The organism is Vibrio sp. 1S139 (assembly GCF_041439475.1).
Taxonomy (GTDB): Bacteria; Pseudomonadota; Gammaproteobacteria; order Enterobacterales; family Vibrionaceae; genus Vibrio; species Vibrio crassostreae_C.
On the sequence record NZ_JBGOOD010000006.1, the window covers coordinates 1 to 15,363 of the forward strand.

A 15,363-nucleotide genomic window follows, 5' to 3' on the forward strand; every position below is an offset into this window, starting at 1 on the left:
CATTACGTTAGACGGAATTTACGCTGAGCTTAGTGCTTAAGGTTCTGTCTATGAAAACCTACTAGCTTAAGTAGGTTTTTTTGTTTCAAATTGACGAATTATTTTCACTAATATTATTCTGACAAAGTAGATATTTCGCCAACCTGTGATAATTTAAATACATAACGATTAAAAGTAAGCACAACAACATGAATTTCAGCATTGAACAACTTCTCGCGTTCGTTACCGTTTATGACCAACTCTCTTTCAGCAAGGCAGCAGTCAAGCTTAACAAGCACAGAACGACAATCGGGCAGGTTATAACTAACCTTGAAGACCAACTCGCGGTAAGCCTATTTGAAAGGGTTGGACGCTCTGTAAAGCCGACAGAAGATGGTCATCATCTTTACCACTACGCTAAGCAAACGATTGAACAGGCAAGAACATTCGACAAGGTGGCTTTGAGCTTGTCTTATGGCGGGTTGGAAAACATCACCTTTGCTTATTCTGGTGTGATACCTCATCAAATGCTTTTGGATATTCGAAAGAAACTGCGTCGTGATTTCCCGATGATGCGAGTGAACTTTTTAATTCGAAACAAAAAGGATATTAAGAAGGGCCTTCAAAGCGGAGAGTATCACTTTGGACTAGTCAATGTGCATGACAGCCGGGGTATACACAGCTTTGATGCGACTTTTCTAGGTCACATTGAGTTTTCCCCATTCGTTCAAAAAAATGGTGAGTTCTCATCTTTGGCGCAAGAGGATGTACTTTTAGCGTTAAGAAATTCAAAGCAGTTTATCTTGAGATCGTTTATTGAAGAGGGAATGTCAGAAAAAGTAACCATCAGCTCCGATAACGAAGAAGTCGATCAATTGGCGTTAGTTATTAAAATGGTTGAAGCCGGTTTAGGGTGGGCACTGTTACCAAAAACGTTTGCTCATTCTGAATTTTCCCATTACGACATTGAACCTATACAGTCGTCTGAAATGCACCAAGGATTCAAATTCGGTTTTGCGCTTTGGTGCCATCATTCTAAGCAAGTGAAGGATGTAAAATTATCGGTTTTATCTGTTATACAAGAACATGTTGATCGAGTATTGAGTCAATATTAGCAAAGGAAGAATGTAGGTAACTTATTAATAGAGGCTCATTTATATGAGCCTTTTGCGTTTCTGTCATCTCGAAAGCTCTTTAATTTTGTAGGGCGACATCCTCTATATAGGAGTAGGGCAACACCATTATTTGGCCTATTCTATGCCTGTCGATTAAGGACCCCCTTTATTGGCAATAAGTGTTTAATTTCTATGTTTATTGCAAGGAAGCAAACTTTCGGCCGGGTTTCGTCACCCGGTCTTTTTTATGAGGCAAATTTTATGACTCGCTGCGGCGGCATTGTTCTTCTTTCCTGCTTTTTATTTACAACATCTTCTTTCGCATCGTTTTATGATCCTGTTGATGGTCAATTTGATATGGGGCATCACCTTGCGGAAAACGCACATGGCTTTTTGCCTATCCCAATTTTGATTACCGAGCCTGCGGTGGGGTACGGCGGCGGTGTGGTTGGTTTGTTTTTACATGAGACGGATGAGGAAAAGCGACAAAGAAAGCAAGCTGCTCTTTCTGCCATAGATGGTGGTGCGCAGTTAGTACCCTCAGCAATGTCAGTAGTGGGCGCAGTAGGGACAGAGAACGAAACTTGGTTTGTATTTGGTGGCCATAGACGATCTTGGATGAATGATTCCATTCGTTACACAGGAGGCGGCGGCTTTGGTGTTGCGAATTTGGATTTGTACACATCAATCAACTGGGGCCCCATAGATCATGACCTTAGAATAGGCACGTCAACTTCGGTAGCCGTACTTTCACAAAAGGTGCAGTTCCGGATTGGGCATACGCCTTGGATGTTGGGAATAAAGCAGTTATTAGCTAAGTCTGAGATTGAATTTGATAACATGGTTTTAGACCGAATTTTGGGTAACGAATCGGTTACTTCTGGTTTAGGGTTGGAGGCTGAATATGACACAAGAGATAATTTATTTTATCCAACCAAAGGTTACAAATTGTCTGCAGATTACATGGTGTACGACGATGCGATTGGCAGTGATTACAATTACCGAAATTTGAACATAGATGGCGAAGCCTATATCCCAATTACCAATAAATGGACGTTAGGCTTGGCTGCAAATTATCAAAGCTTCGAACAGCAAGACCTGTTTGTATCACCCACAGCGAAACCGTACGTGTCGTTACGCGGGGTGTCATCTTATCGGTACCAAGGAGATGAGATTGAAACAATCCAAGGCCAATTGACGTATAGCATCACTCATCGTTGGAAGGTGTCTGGGTTTTACGGTTCAGGGGTTGCAAAGCAAGATAACGGCATAAGCCACGACAGTACCGTCAATGCCGGAGGTGTCGGCTTTCGATACCAAATCGCGAGACGTTACGGTTTGCACCTTGGGATGGATTATGCGCAAAGCCATGAAGAACGCGCTATCTACTTTAACGTAGGCAGTGGTTTCTAGAACAACGGAATAGGTTAAATTTTTCCAAGAAAAAAGGCGCTAATTAGCGCCTTTTCGTTTTCTATCACTTTCTTACAGTAAGATTACTTCTTACGGCAGAACTCAGCGATTACGTACATTGATTGACCGCCGTTTGTTTTACCAGAAACAAGCTTAGGATCGTCACCAACGCTGATACCACGAATAACAGTACCTTGCTTAATCACTTGGTTAGTACCTTTGATTGGCAGGTCTTTGATTACTGTTACGTCGTCACCTTTCTTAAGTTCAACGCCATTCACATCAAGAGGCTTGTCATCAGCAGACATGCCGATTTGTGCCCAAACTGATGTTTCTTCTTCAAGGTACATCATGTCTAGCGCGTCCTGAGCCCAGCTTTCTGTGTTCAGACGAGTAAGTTGACGCCATGCCGTTACTTGAACTGGCGCTTCCTGGCTCCACATGCTGTCAGTCAGACAACGCCAGTGGTTGATATCTTTAGGATCGTCAATCTCACCAAGACATTTGTCACATACCATGATGCCGTGATCCACTGTTACGTGGCTGTGTGGCGGCACTGCGTATGCAGTAAGAGAAGAATCAGAACCACATAGTTCACATTTAGATTGGCAGCGTTCTAGCATAGTAGCTTCAGAAGACATAATGGACTCACATTTATTAGGTATTAAATTACGGGGCTATTATCCACTTTATTTGCAATAAAGAAAGAGGTCGTACGGTATTCTGTCTTGATTAATTTTAGCTGAGATCAACCATTTGTGTTTTAAAGTTTTATGCAAACGGTCAACTAGGGGACTTGTTCGAACGACAGAGACAAAAATGCCAGCGGTTAGGCTGGCATTTGGTTAAATTAAATTTTGCTCATGCGCTTACTTACTCGCATCTAACAAGCCAGCGGTTACGCTTGCAATGCCAGTACCTTGCGACAAGGTAAATTGTACAATTTGTGAGGTCATTTCTGCGTTGGCTGCTGCATCACCAGCATTTTGCTGAGAAATTACAGTGGAGTGGTCTGCTTCTGAAGATGCTTTGTCAAAATACGAAGCCAGCTTGTCTCCCGAAGAGTCCAGTGCAGTATTAACCAAGGATAACTTTTTAAACAGGGGTTCGGTACCTGCTGTTGGAAACTCAGCGACCGAGTTTGGTATCGTTTCGTCACCATTCGCTTGAATACCAAGCACAGGTCCCGTAGTTGTAGATGCAATATTATATGGGTCAACGTTATCTAGAACTGTTTGCGCAGCATAAGTGAATGAAGTAAGGATCGAGTCGATTGTCGCTTTGACTGCTTTGTCTGAGGCTGAAGCACTATCATTACTTAGGGCTGTGTAGTATTCATTAAAGCAATCACCACCTGACTTACTGACTGGCACACAGTTACTTACATAATGTGCTTGGTACTCGGTTACACTTGATAGGCTCACGGTGTGCTTAATCTCAGGAGAAAACGAACCTGACTTAAGCAAGAAAGGGGCAATGCCACCACCTGGGTTAGCAAGTGTTGCACTTGTATAACTAAACATAGAATCAATAGCAGGGTTCAACGAACTGTTACCAACGGTATAAGAGCTGATACCTGTAATCGCCCCGATAGAATGCCCAAATAGAGACACATTCGTTTTGTCGAGGCTACTAAATGCTGCATCAGTAGCAGAATTTAACGCAAAACGAACTCCAAGACCATCAATGGCGCTCTGACGGATGTTATCTCGTGCAACAGGTAAATACTCAAGATTCATGTATACAGTAGGTGTTGTTGGTGTCGTAACAATATCTGCACTTAGTGCGCGTTGACCGTGAAGTGGTTGGTCGATAGCAATAATTGCATAGGGTTTGTATGGTGCAGATCCAGTAAGTGCGCCGCCAATATGCTGCATCGCAAAAGCATAAGCACTCTCTTTGATGCTAGTGATACCGTGTTGGTACTGTAAAATTGGTAAACTGCTGTCGATAGCTGCTCCTTCAGGTACAAACATAACGAACGGCACTGACTTTGCTGCTCGAATTTGCGGTACAGCGCTGTATTTCGTCATAACTCTAGCGCTATCCAATTGCTCTCCGCTTGCAAGAGTTAACTTTTCTCCAATGAGTAATTGTTGGTACTCTGCTTGATAGAGTTGAGTAGCAGGCTCTGTGATCCCTAAACCTGCCAGCTGTGTAGCAATAGCTGTTTTGTCCGAGTCACTTCCTGAGCTGAGTACATTCAAGATAGTTAAAACACTAGGCATCGCACTGCGCCAAGGCGTTGTTTTCCACGCATTGTTAGTTAACGAATCTGACAGGAAGTACGGTAATTTAACTGTTCCTCGATACACTTGAATAGAAGCTGCTGCTGGTGTTGAAAAGTTAGTGTTATAACCCGCAGCTAATTGTGTTGCAGCATCGTTACCAAATGCACTCTTAAACATCGCGTCAGCTTGTACAGCTGTAGCAAAATCCTGTTTCGTTCCATCAACTGTAAATGTATACAGATTATCAAGATCAGCTTCCGAAATACTATTTGGATTCGCTAGGTTCTTCCATATATCAGACGGGGTAACTGCGGGGCTAACTGTTTGTGCAATTGCAGCTTTGGTCCCGTTCATAACGTTACCTGCCGACGCAGTAGTAAACCAAGATGAGTATATGATTTCATCTGAGCTTGATACAGAACCATAGCCAGCGAACAACGCTTCAACTTGATGGATGATTTTCTGTGGTAAATCGAGCGAGCCTGCTTGGTCAATATCTGTCGTTTTTAAAGATGCGTAAGAGCTTGATGTTCCAAGTGGTTCATCTGCGCTATCAACAATTGAGTCAGTTAATGCATAGATGTAGTCAGAGCTAGGATCTAAACCTTTAAGAGGCAACACTTGTATGGTCTTAAAATCACTAGATGCCACTAAGTAGTCAACGCCAGCAGTTAGCGCAGTAAAGTTAGACATTACACCAGTGCTCAGGTCAACATCCACTTTAGCAACTTTTACACCGGCATTTAGGTGCGCGCTAAACGGTGTCGTACCCATCATCACGACATCATTCTTCAGCGTCCTATCACTTGGAAGATTCACATTGATAGTGAACGGCATGATAGTACTCCAACCATCAGCTTCCCCCATGGCTACTTTTGGATCATTCAAGAGCCCCGTTGAATTTGCATCTAACGGAATATTTAGAGTGTGATCGTTGGTATCGAACAAGAAAAACGAAGGAAGAGGAACATCCGCTTCATTACCTAGAAGAGTGAAGCTAATTTTTGAACTTCTAGCTAATGATTGGTTGATTGCATCTGAATAAGGTGCCGCTGTTGAATCACCAGAGCTTTCACTATTGTCGCCACAGCCCGCAAGTAGTAATGCTGAGCATACGAGAGATAAAGAAAATTTGTTGTTCATGTAATTATTCCCGTACGGTTAGTTGAAGATGTAGTTAAGTTGTATCGCTGAAAGGTAAGCAACGCCTTCAGCATCAAATGTAAGCTTTTGTCCTGCCGCATCAGTTTCGGTAAACGAACCGCTTTCACTTTGTACGAGTGCAAATGCAGCATCGACAGTCATATTCTCTGAAATAGCGTAGGTGAGACCTGCTGAATACCACATACGATCGCTGTCTGGGATGCTTAATGTCGCTTCACCAGCTTGCTCGTCATACGCTAGGCCCGCTCGTACCGTCCAATTTTGATTAACCATGTAAGTTCCACCTACAGACCATCTCTGATTGTCTTCGTAATGTTCGGTTTTTAAGAAACATTCATTGTTTTTACAATCTGAACTAGTGGCTTTTAACTCTTTGAACTTACTCCACTTAGTTAACTGCCAACCATAGTGTATTGCCCAAGCATCGTTAAGTTGATGAAAAGCAGATAATTCGAAGATATCGGGCAGTTCAATTTCTAGACGCCCTGTGGTTTTACCAGGAGCGCCGTTTTCCATTTTTAGACCTGTGTAATCAGTGAACTCACCGTCATCAAAGTCGAGTTCAACGGATGAGCGGTAACCAAACCCAAAACGGTTGTACTCGTTCAGTTCATATAACGCACCTACATTCCAACTAAAAGCAAAAGTCTCACCAGTCATCGAGATTAGTTTGTCACTTGGTGAGCCACCAACAGGAAGGCTGCCTTTGTGTCTGTTGAGCTCGGCCTCTGCATAAACAAAGTTAACTCCAGCTCCAACACTAAAACTATCGTTAACTCTGTACGCGATATTTGGATTTAAGTTGACTGAAATTAGTGATGTGTCACCTGCCAAATCACCAGCATAAATATCATCTGGGTAATCAGTGGCTACTCCGTAAGTCGTGAACATGCCAATTCCCCAAGCCCATTTGTCGTTGATAGGACTAATGTAATAAGCAGCAGGGACAATTTGTAAAGGAGCTACATCTGATGATTTTTGGTTGAATTCGTTGTCATTGATTTTGGTTTGAGTAACGTCTACCTCGGGATCAACGATAGAAACCGCGCCTGAAAACTGTGCTGTATCAAATAGGGTCATTGCGGCGGGGTTTCTCGCTAGTACACTCGCGTTATCAGCTACTGCACCTTCACCTGAAAAGGCACGACCAAGACCTGAGGCAGAATGCTCAGCAACTTGGAAACCAGCCGCAAGTGAGTTACATGCAAATAGTACTGAAAGTGAAACGAGAGAGCGTTGTATTGTTTTCATCCTTGACCCTCCTAGGGCATCGAATTTCGTTATTATGGTTTGAAAACACACTGAGCATTTTTGGTGCTGAAGCTCCAATGTAAATGGCATGTTAAATTCATGTTTTATATAAAGTCAAAGAAAGAGTTGTTATTTTGTGAGGTTATGTTTTAAAGGGGCGGCACTTTAACATCGATAATATAAGTATAATCAATAATTTATTCGTGGTTGGAGGTGTGACCAGAGTGTTTATGCATCGTTGCGGTATAAATAGTGTTCAATAGCTCAATATGTAACAACTTTGTTTCTGTTTACCACCATTCGCTAAATCGGCATAATATCGACACTCGTTAGAAGTCATTAAATTGGAATTTTAAGTTTGGAATTACTCGCGATAGAGTTTCTTGGTAAACCGCTTCGTTTAGAAGGATCAATGGCAGGGTGGCAACAGTTGTATTGGGATAACACTTTGGTATCTCAATTAGATGCGACCACAGACCAAGAAGACGCCCGAAAACACGAATTTACACTACGCGCTGGCGAAGAAACGTTGCAGTGTCACGTTGAATCGACCGTTCAGTGGCAACCGTTTGAGATGACGTATAAAGCGTCGGTGAATGGGCAAACCATTACCGAAGGCAATCGAAACACCAAAGATATTGAACAACAAACTCCTGTTGTCGCTCCTAAAACAGAGAAGCGTTTTAGCTTAATTGGGTTGGTGTCGCTTGGTATGAAAGCGCTTAAAAGCGCCAAGCTAATCAAGGTCGTACTTGCTTCTGCGAGTTTAGCGGCCTATTCATGGTTGTTTTCAATTCAGTTCGCTTTGGCCTTAATCGCCTGTTTAATGTTCCATGAGTACGGTCATATTAGAGCGATGAAATACTTCGGCATGAAAACCAAAGGGATCTATTTGATACCATTTCTTGGTGGCTTGGCGTTATCCGATGAAAAGATTAATACGCGTTGGCAAGATGTGGTTATCTCAATCATGGGGCCATTGTTCGGCCTGATATTGTCGTTAGTATTTATGGTGCTGTATTGGGCGATTGGCGAAATGTTCTTTGCCGGCCTTGCAGTATTTAATGCTCTATTAAACCTGTTCAATCTATTGCCGATTTTGCCTCTCGATGGCGGACATGTTCTTAAAAGTATCAGTTTCTCGATGAACAGTGTGCTTGGCATTGTACTTTGTGTCGCGGCTGCCGTTGCTGGTGTGGTATTGAGTTATCAGTTGAATTTAACCCTGTTTGGTTTCTTATTGATCATGGGCAGTGTTGAAATACTGTTTGAATGGAAAGGACGTCATCACAGTCACTTGTTACCGTTAGACAAATACGGGCAAGTCGTGTCGTTCGTTTGGTATGTAGGTTTAGTGAGCAGTTTGATTGGTGTTATCTGGTATTTTGCATCTACTGGTGATCAGCTATTAAGCCTACCATTACAAATTCTTGGTACTTAACGAGTGAGTTTCTGTTGTTGGAATTATCCAGCTGCTTAGTGCACTTGAACTGTTAGCAAGCAAGAAACTGAAAATGCCCTAACCAATATGGATAGGGCATTTTTGTATTTACACCAGCTAGGCGATTCTTACTTAGATTACGCTTTGCAATTTGGTCTTGGTGAACCTGATTGAGGAAGCGTTTTTATCGTTGCTTGTAGATCTTTAATACGCGTACTGTGGGAAGGGTGCGTAGAAAGCAACTCTGGCGGTTGATTACCCCCTGATGCTTTCGCCATGTTTTGCCACAAGTTGACACTTTGGTTTGGATCGAAACCTGCTTGAGCCATATACTCTAAACCAACAACATCGGCTTCAGACTCTTGAGTTCGCCCATACGGTAGAATAACGCCATATTGAACGCCTAACCCTAACGCGGCCATCGTCATACCTTGATACTGTTTGTATTCTGATGCACCTAACGCAACGTTAGTAATAGATAAGCCCGTATTAGCGATTTGAGACTGAGAAAGGCGCTCATTACTGTGGTCCGCTAAAACGTGTGCCACTTCGTGACCGATAACCGTCGCGAGTTGGTCTTGATTGACTGCAACCTTGAGTAACCCTGTGTATACACCGATTTTTCCGCCAGGTAGGGCGAATGCGTTCACTTGATCACTATCAAACACAACAACTTCCCATTCACTAAAACCTTGTTTAGGAATATATTGAGTGATGCTGTTCGCTACGCACTGTACATAAGCGTTAGTTTTGGCATCTTTGCTGATGGGTTGTTCTTTTTTCATTTGTTCAAAAGACTGTGCTCCAAGCTGAGACATGTCTTTATCTGAAAAAAGCAGCAATTGGTTTCTGCCTGTCGGAGAAGCGCTACACGCGGTTAGGCCTGCAAGTGTGAGAAGCGAGGCAAACTTCATCCATGACGTCATACAATATCCTCTGTGTATTCGGTTTTTATGCATGTTAACATCAACTTGCGTAATAGCTAAGGGCTGTAAGATAACTAACAGCGGTAATATAGAAAAAAGCTATGCACGCGATAACAAGATCAATAATTAAGGAACCTATATGAGTATTTGGAAAAAGCCCGTTGACCTAGATACCTTCAACGCGACCTCAAAAAATACCTTAATTGAACACCTCAACATTGTTTACACCGAAGTAAATGACAATTCTTTGGTAGCAACCATGCCGGTTTGTCACTTTACGCACCAACCACTGGGTATGCTTCATGGCGGCGCATCGGTTGTGCTAGCAGAAACGCTTGGCTCATTGGCTGCAAACTTCTGCGTACCAGAAGGCTATTATTGCGTTGGGCTCGATATCAATGCGAACCACGTAAGGTCAATGCGTGAAGGGCATGTCATTGGTACTGCTGAGCCTATTCACTTGGGCGTCTCTACTCAAGTATGGCAGATCAATATCACTGATGATCGTCAACGCTTAGTTTGTACCAGCCGTTTAACCATTGCCGTTAAGAAACATAAGCGATAACAGACTAGGCAGTCGTACGCTGGTTTTGTCTTTAGAAGAAGTAATCAGTACTTAGAACAAGCAATCAGTATTTAAAGAAGTAACCCGAGAAGCCCATGGTCATAACGTTTAAAAGTGGAAAAGTCATCGCAACCGCACATGAATTGGTTGTTCGTTTAGATGGGGAGCATAGAGTCACGCTGCAAGCCCAAGTTGATGCAATTCAATTGATCGGAAAAGGGGCAAATGTTATTTCAGCTAACGGTTCTGAGTGTAAATGGTCGATAAAATTAGACGATGAACAGCAGCTCCGTGAAATCGCTAATGAAATTGGCTGCGATGTAATGTAATCCTTTACGGTAAAGGCACTTAACCCTTAAGATTGAATAACATCTTAGGATGTCGTACTCATAATTCACAATAAAATTGTGTCAGTAATATTGATTTTACGCCATAAAATAGGGAAACTGAATTCAATGTCCTTTGAATAAGTTTTCCTCTTTATGAGCAGCCCAAGACTTCGCGTTCAATTTGAAACCCTGTTTGAATATTTCGATGGTAAAGATTCTGATGTTCAACTCGACGACATCACGGATGTGCTTTGTTGTACCCGTCGTAATGCCCGAATGGTACTCAACAAGCTTGAAGAAGAAGGGTGGGTAGAATGGTTACCTGCAGCTGGTCGAGGGAAGTTATCTCAACTTATCTTTAAACAGAATCGTTGTGATGTCAGCGAGAACCTAGCAAGACGCTATTTACAAGAAGGCAAAATTGGACAGGCGCTGTCAGTGCTTGATCACAATGCTGCCAAACTCACCCAAGTTATTCAAAACTACTTGGGTGTACAGTATCAAGAAGGCGAACAAGTTATTCGTTTGCCTTATTACCGTCCGCTATCCATGCTTAATCCGACAAAGTCTATGCGTCGTTCAGAGCAACACATCGCCTGCCAAGTCTTCAGTGGTCTAACGCGTTTGGATGAAAACGATCAGCTCCAGCCTGATCTTGCGCACTCGTGGCAGCAGATTAGCGATTACCAATGGCGATTCTTCTTGAGACCCGGTGTTCGTTTCCATAACGGGGAACCTCTGTTAACCAATCATGTTGTGGATACACTGCTTGCACTCGAACCTCTCAACATGTTTTCGCATATCAAAGATGTCTCTTCACCTGCAAATTGTGTAGTAGATGTTTTTCTCACACGTCCAGACAAGTATTTTCCCCTCGCACTAACGGAATCGGTCGCTAAAGTCACATTACCGATCACTTTACGTGGTGAAGACTACGATATTCGACCGATTGGAACGGGACCTTATCGCATTGAAAAGAACGACGAGAAACAACTCGTGTTAACCGCTTTTAATGGGTACTTTGGTTTTAGACCGTTAATTGATCGCGTTGAAGTTTGGGTGGTGGATGAGGCTTATTCTTCAATGGTTTACCCAAGCCTATCTAAGCCTGTTATGGCCGACCGTGGCGATAGCGATGAAGTAGAACTCGATCCTGGCTGCACGTATTTACTGCTCAATAGAAAGAAAGGTATTGCACAAGATCCCGCATGGGCACAGTTTTTATCTAACGCGTTGAATGCGGCGGATCTGTTTGTTCATATTCCAAAAGAGACTGTTATCGATTTGGGCGTGTTACACGCTTATGGGATAAAACCCGGTTGGTATGACATAAAGTTAAAAGTGCCCGTTTGTCCACCAGCAGATTCGAAGCCTACCATAAGATTAGCGTATCAATGCCAACACCCAATGTTCCCAACGCTTGCAAAGGCGATTGTCACGGTGCTGAAGCAATACAACGTCGATGTTGATCTTTACGGTTACGAAACCGATCCTCCGCACGCCGATGATGTTGATGTTTGGATTAACCCTATGGGCATCGCCAATAACAGAGACGACGCCTTGGCTGGCTGGTTAATGGACTACAGTTTTCTTGATGAATCTAGCCCGGCAGAGGACTTCGACCAATGGTGTTACATGATTGACCGTTGGCGTTCTGGTGAATTCGAGCAATTCCCAGCACGACAGTTAGGTAAACAACTGGTCCAAAGCAATCAATTGATCCCGATGTTCCATTGCTGGTTAGGCGTTAATAAAGATCAATGTGGTACGTTGCAAAACGCGAAATGTAATGCATTAGGTTGGTTCGACTTTAGCCAAGTTTGGGTGAAGCCTGACGTTGATTGAAATCCAAGAAAACTCAGTTAGGACCAAATAACTCATTTAGGAAAAAACGATGCAAACTCTGATGGTTACATTTATTACGCTGGTGGCATTTGCTGCTAATTCAGTTTTGTGTCGCTGGGCCTTAATGGATCAAACGATTGATCCTTTGAACTTTTCGATCGTTCGCATCTTATCTGGTGCGCTTACGCTTCTGATTTTATTAACGTTATCTTCCCAATCTAAGTCTAAACGTGAGTTAACAAACAACACATCGGCATATGCAAAACTCAAATCACAGTTTCAATTAACATCAATATTGTCACTGCTCGTGTATATGTTTGGTTTCTCGTTTGCTTACTTAGAGCTTGGCGCAGGTCTTGGTGCGCTGGTGTTGTTTGTCGCAGTGCAATTTACGATGATTGCCGCGCACTTGCTTTCTGGCAACAGAATGTCACTCATTGAGTGGGGCGGGTGTTTGTTATCTGTGGCAGGGCTTGTTTACTTGTTAATGCCAACGGAATCGACTCAAGTACCCGACTTAGTTTCTATTATCTTGATGTCTCTGGCCGGAGTATTTACACATTGGCAGGAAAGACATCGTCAAACGCACTGCAATCGACCACCGCTAACTTTGGATTCAGTTCGCTAGTTATCCTTGTGGCATTGAGCTTATTAGTTTTGATACCTAATGCGTTAACGCAAGTGTCTATCACTGAACCAGGTTTGATTTACGCGGTTATATCGGGCTCGGTGGCTTCCGGTGTGGGTTATAGTTTGTGGTATTACGTAGTGAAAAAACTGAATACCGTGGTTGCGTCTATTGCACAGCTTTCTGTTCCAGTTATCGCAACACTTGGTGGTGTATTACTGTTATCTGAACCTGTCACTATGCAATTTATAGTCTCATCAACCGTTATACTTCTAGGGATAAGCTTGGTTCTTGTCGCCCCTAAACTTAAGAAATAAAGAGTTCAATCATTAACTTCTATGGCTAAACCAAACAAGAAACAACCGACCAAGACGGTTCAGATTTTCTGTGCCAAATGTAAAACGCAGCTTTTTAAGTATCGGAAAGGTGGCAAAGGTGCACTCGTGAAATGTTTTAAGGAGCGTATCGTTGAAGATTTCACGACAGAGCCATGAGTGTGCCCTGAATGCGGGATTGAATTTGCCCGTGACACTTTGGTTCGAGGTACGCCAGCCTACAAGTTTGTTGGTGGTAAGGTAACGATGAAATAACCCGCCACGGTGAAACAAAAAATGCCACAGCACAGTTTGTGTTTGGCATTTCAACGTTACTTTTGATACTCAGAATAAAGCTTTAAGCTCTGACACGCCCTTGAAGCTTAAGAAGTAATAGCGAAACAATTGCGCCTGTGGTATCACACAGCATATCTTTCTGTGCATCCCAAATATCACCTTGTGAGCCAAGGAACGCGATACCTTCATCACCACCTGCGATCTCCGCGTACCACCACTCGATAATTTCATAACCTGCAGCAACACTCATAATCGCAAATAGCGCAAAGAAACATGCCAGCACCGGTTGAGCCAGTTTTTTACGAATCAAGTACTCAGCGAGTGGGTAAGCATAAAGGCCAATAGAGAAATGCGCGACACGGTCAAAGTTATTCCGTTCTGAACCTATCATGTTATTGAACCAATCAAATGGCACTTCCGCGAAGGTATATTTTGCGCCTATCGTATGCAAAATCAGCCAGATAAACATCAAAACGTAAGCTGTCTTAGTGAAGGTGAGCTTTGTTGATAACCACCAAATACCCACCAATATTGCGAGCGCTGGGACAATTTCGGCAATCCACACCGCTCTTGAAGAGGGAGCGAACGCTGAAAATAGAAACACAGTCAGATACAGCGTCGTCAATGACAGCAATGGTCGATTTTGAGCAAGTGGCGTGATTGTCATATCAAGATCTCTCGTCGAAGTTTTTAATAGTGTTACACAATAATGAACAGTGTTCAATTGGGTCTTAATCACCAGATTTGTTGAAAAGTGGTGTTATCGCCCAGTATCTAGACAAACGGTTGCTAGAGTTTCACAAAAGTTTGATTTACAACAAAGCGATCCTTAAAATCGCTCTATTACTACATAACAAGAAAGAAAGTCATGAAACTGGAAACTGTCGATTACCTTGCTGACGACGCAGCAGAACAATTTGTTCGCTCTCTACGTGAAACTGGTTTTGGTGTTCTTAAGAACCACCCAATCCCGAAAGAGCTTGTTGAGTCAATTTACGAAAACTGGTACCAATTCTTCATCTCTGAAGAGAAAGAGAACTTCCACTTTAATGTTGAAACACAAGATGGATATTTTCCACCTTCAGTGTCTGAAGTTGCTAAAGGCCACACTGTAAAAGACATCAAAGAGTACTTTCACGTATACCCTTGGGGCCAAATCCCTGAACAGCTGAAAGAACAGATTCTAGATTACTACCAACGTGCGAATGTTTTTGCTCAAGAGCTGCTAGGTTGGGTTGAAGCTCATGCTCCTAAAGAAGTACAAGAGAAATTCTCTATTGCGTTATCAGAAATGATCAACGGCAGTGAACAGACTCTGCTTCGTGTTCTTCACTACCCACCAATGCAAGGTGATGAAGAGCCAGGTGCAATCCGCGCTGCGGAACACGAAGACATCAACTTACTGACGGTTCTTCCTGCTGCAAGCGAGCCGGGCCTTCAAGTTAAAGCTCAAAATGACGAGTGGCTAGATGTTCCATGTGACTTCGGTAACATGATCATCAACATCGGTGACATGCTTCAAGAAGCATCTGGTGGTTACTTCCCATCGACAACTCACCGTGTAATCAACCCATCAGGTGAACGCCAAGAGAAGTCTCGTATCTCTTTGCCTCTATTCCTTCACCCGAAACCAGAAGTAGTGCTATCTGAAAAGTACACAGCAAACGAATACCTAATGGAACGTCTAAGAGAGCTTGGCGTTATCTAGTCAGTTCAATGCTTCGTCCCTAAAATTGGGATAGATGTGAAAGGTCAGCTAAGTCGCTGACCTTTTTTGTATCCGTACCAAAGAATTGCGGCTTTATTACTAACGGTTGTATTCAACGAAATGGTACTCAGTTTTGACGATAAAAGGTGCCTTTAAG

The 15,363-nt window shown here is 42.9% G+C and carries 12 protein-coding genes and 2 pseudogenes; 9 read left to right on the forward strand and 5 right to left on the reverse strand.

Annotated elements, in window-relative coordinates; all coding sequences use genetic code 11:
* The first annotated feature begins 188 nt into the window (after window positions 1-188).
* Together ACED46_RS03485 and ACED46_RS03490 are read left to right on the forward strand one after the other, a co-directional pair.
* Window positions 189-1,094 carry a LysR family transcriptional regulator gene (locus ACED46_RS03485; RefSeq protein ID WP_102427943.1) on the forward strand — a complete coding sequence of 302 codons (906 nt, stop codon included), beginning with the start codon at window positions 189-191 and terminating at the stop codon, window positions 1,092-1,094.
* Between the two features lie 261 nt (window positions 1,095-1,355).
* Window positions 1,356-2,507 (forward strand): BamA/TamA family outer membrane protein, encoded by a 1,152-nt coding sequence (locus tag ACED46_RS03490; RefSeq protein ID WP_371720896.1) that lies wholly within the window; start codon window positions 1,356-1,358, stop codon window positions 2,505-2,507.
* 83 nt (window positions 2,508-2,590) lie between these two features.
* On the opposite strand, the gene ACED46_RS03495 is transcribed toward ACED46_RS03490, so the two are convergent.
* From ACED46_RS03495 to ACED46_RS03505, 3 genes are all read right to left on the reverse strand, one after another.
* A complete protein-coding gene (locus ACED46_RS03495; RefSeq protein ID WP_017060062.1) occupies window positions 2,591-3,148 on the reverse strand; it encodes a PhnA domain-containing protein in 558 nt (185 codons plus the stop codon).
* A gap of 228 nt (window positions 3,149-3,376) precedes the next feature.
* Window positions 3,377-5,881, reverse strand: coding sequence for a VolA/Pla-1 family phospholipase (locus tag ACED46_RS03500; protein WP_371720897.1), 2,505 nt, complete (start codon window positions 5,879-5,881; stop codon window positions 3,377-3,379).
* 18 nt (window positions 5,882-5,899) lie between these two features.
* Window positions 5,900-7,153, reverse strand: coding sequence for an outer membrane protein transport protein (locus tag ACED46_RS03505; protein ID WP_371720898.1), 1,254 nt, complete (start codon window positions 7,151-7,153; stop codon window positions 5,900-5,902).
* A gap of 358 nt (window positions 7,154-7,511) precedes the next feature.
* On the opposite strand from ACED46_RS03505, the gene ACED46_RS03510 reads away from it, so the two are divergent.
* A complete protein-coding gene (locus ACED46_RS03510; RefSeq protein ID WP_371720899.1) occupies window positions 7,512-8,594 on the forward strand; it encodes a site-2 protease family protein in 1,083 nt (360 codons plus the stop codon).
* A 137-nt stretch (window positions 8,595-8,731) separates the two neighbouring features.
* Here ACED46_RS03510 and ACED46_RS03515 read toward each other — a convergent pair whose 3' ends face one another.
* Window positions 8,732-9,520, reverse strand: coding sequence for a M48 family metallopeptidase (locus ACED46_RS03515; protein ID WP_017060066.1), 789 nt, complete (start codon window positions 9,518-9,520; stop codon window positions 8,732-8,734).
* Window positions 9,521-9,659: 139 nt separating this feature from the next.
* On the opposite strand from ACED46_RS03515, the gene ACED46_RS03520 reads away from it, so the two are divergent.
* The 5 genes and pseudogenes from ACED46_RS03520 (at window position 9,660) to ACED46_RS03540 (ending at window position 13,477) form a co-directional block, all read left to right on the forward strand.
* Entirely contained in the window at window positions 9,660-10,085 is a 426-nt protein-coding gene (locus ACED46_RS03520) for a hotdog fold thioesterase (protein ID WP_017060067.1), read from the forward strand.
* A 95-nt stretch (window positions 10,086-10,180) separates the two neighbouring features.
* Window positions 10,181-10,414 carry a DUF3389 domain-containing protein gene (locus ACED46_RS03525; protein WP_017064605.1) on the forward strand — a complete coding sequence of 78 codons (234 nt, stop codon included), beginning with the start codon at window positions 10,181-10,183 and terminating at the stop codon, window positions 10,412-10,414.
* A gap of 153 nt (window positions 10,415-10,567) precedes the next feature.
* Complete coding sequence (locus ACED46_RS03530) at window positions 10,568-12,259, forward strand: SgrR family transcriptional regulator (protein WP_102394480.1); 1,692 nt, start codon at window positions 10,568-10,570, stop codon at window positions 12,257-12,259.
* 49 nt (window positions 12,260-12,308) lie between these two features.
* A pseudogene (locus tag ACED46_RS03535) lies at window positions 12,309-13,204 on the forward strand (DMT family transporter).
* A gap of 21 nt (window positions 13,205-13,225) precedes the next feature.
* A pseudogene (locus ACED46_RS03540) lies at window positions 13,226-13,477 on the forward strand (hypothetical protein).
* 82 nt (window positions 13,478-13,559) lie between these two features.
* On the opposite strand, the gene ACED46_RS03545 reads toward ACED46_RS03540, so the two are convergent.
* Window positions 13,560-14,165 (reverse strand): DUF2238 domain-containing protein, encoded by a 606-nt coding sequence (locus ACED46_RS03545; RefSeq protein ID WP_102320821.1) that lies wholly within the window; start codon window positions 14,163-14,165, stop codon window positions 13,560-13,562.
* 201 nt (window positions 14,166-14,366) lie between these two features.
* On the opposite strand from ACED46_RS03545, the gene ACED46_RS03550 reads away from it, so the two are divergent.
* Window positions 14,367-15,206, forward strand: a complete 840-nt coding sequence (locus tag ACED46_RS03550; protein ID WP_371720900.1) for an isopenicillin N synthase family dioxygenase — start codon at window positions 14,367-14,369, stop codon at window positions 15,204-15,206.
* Window positions 15,207-15,363: the final 157 nt, after the last annotated feature.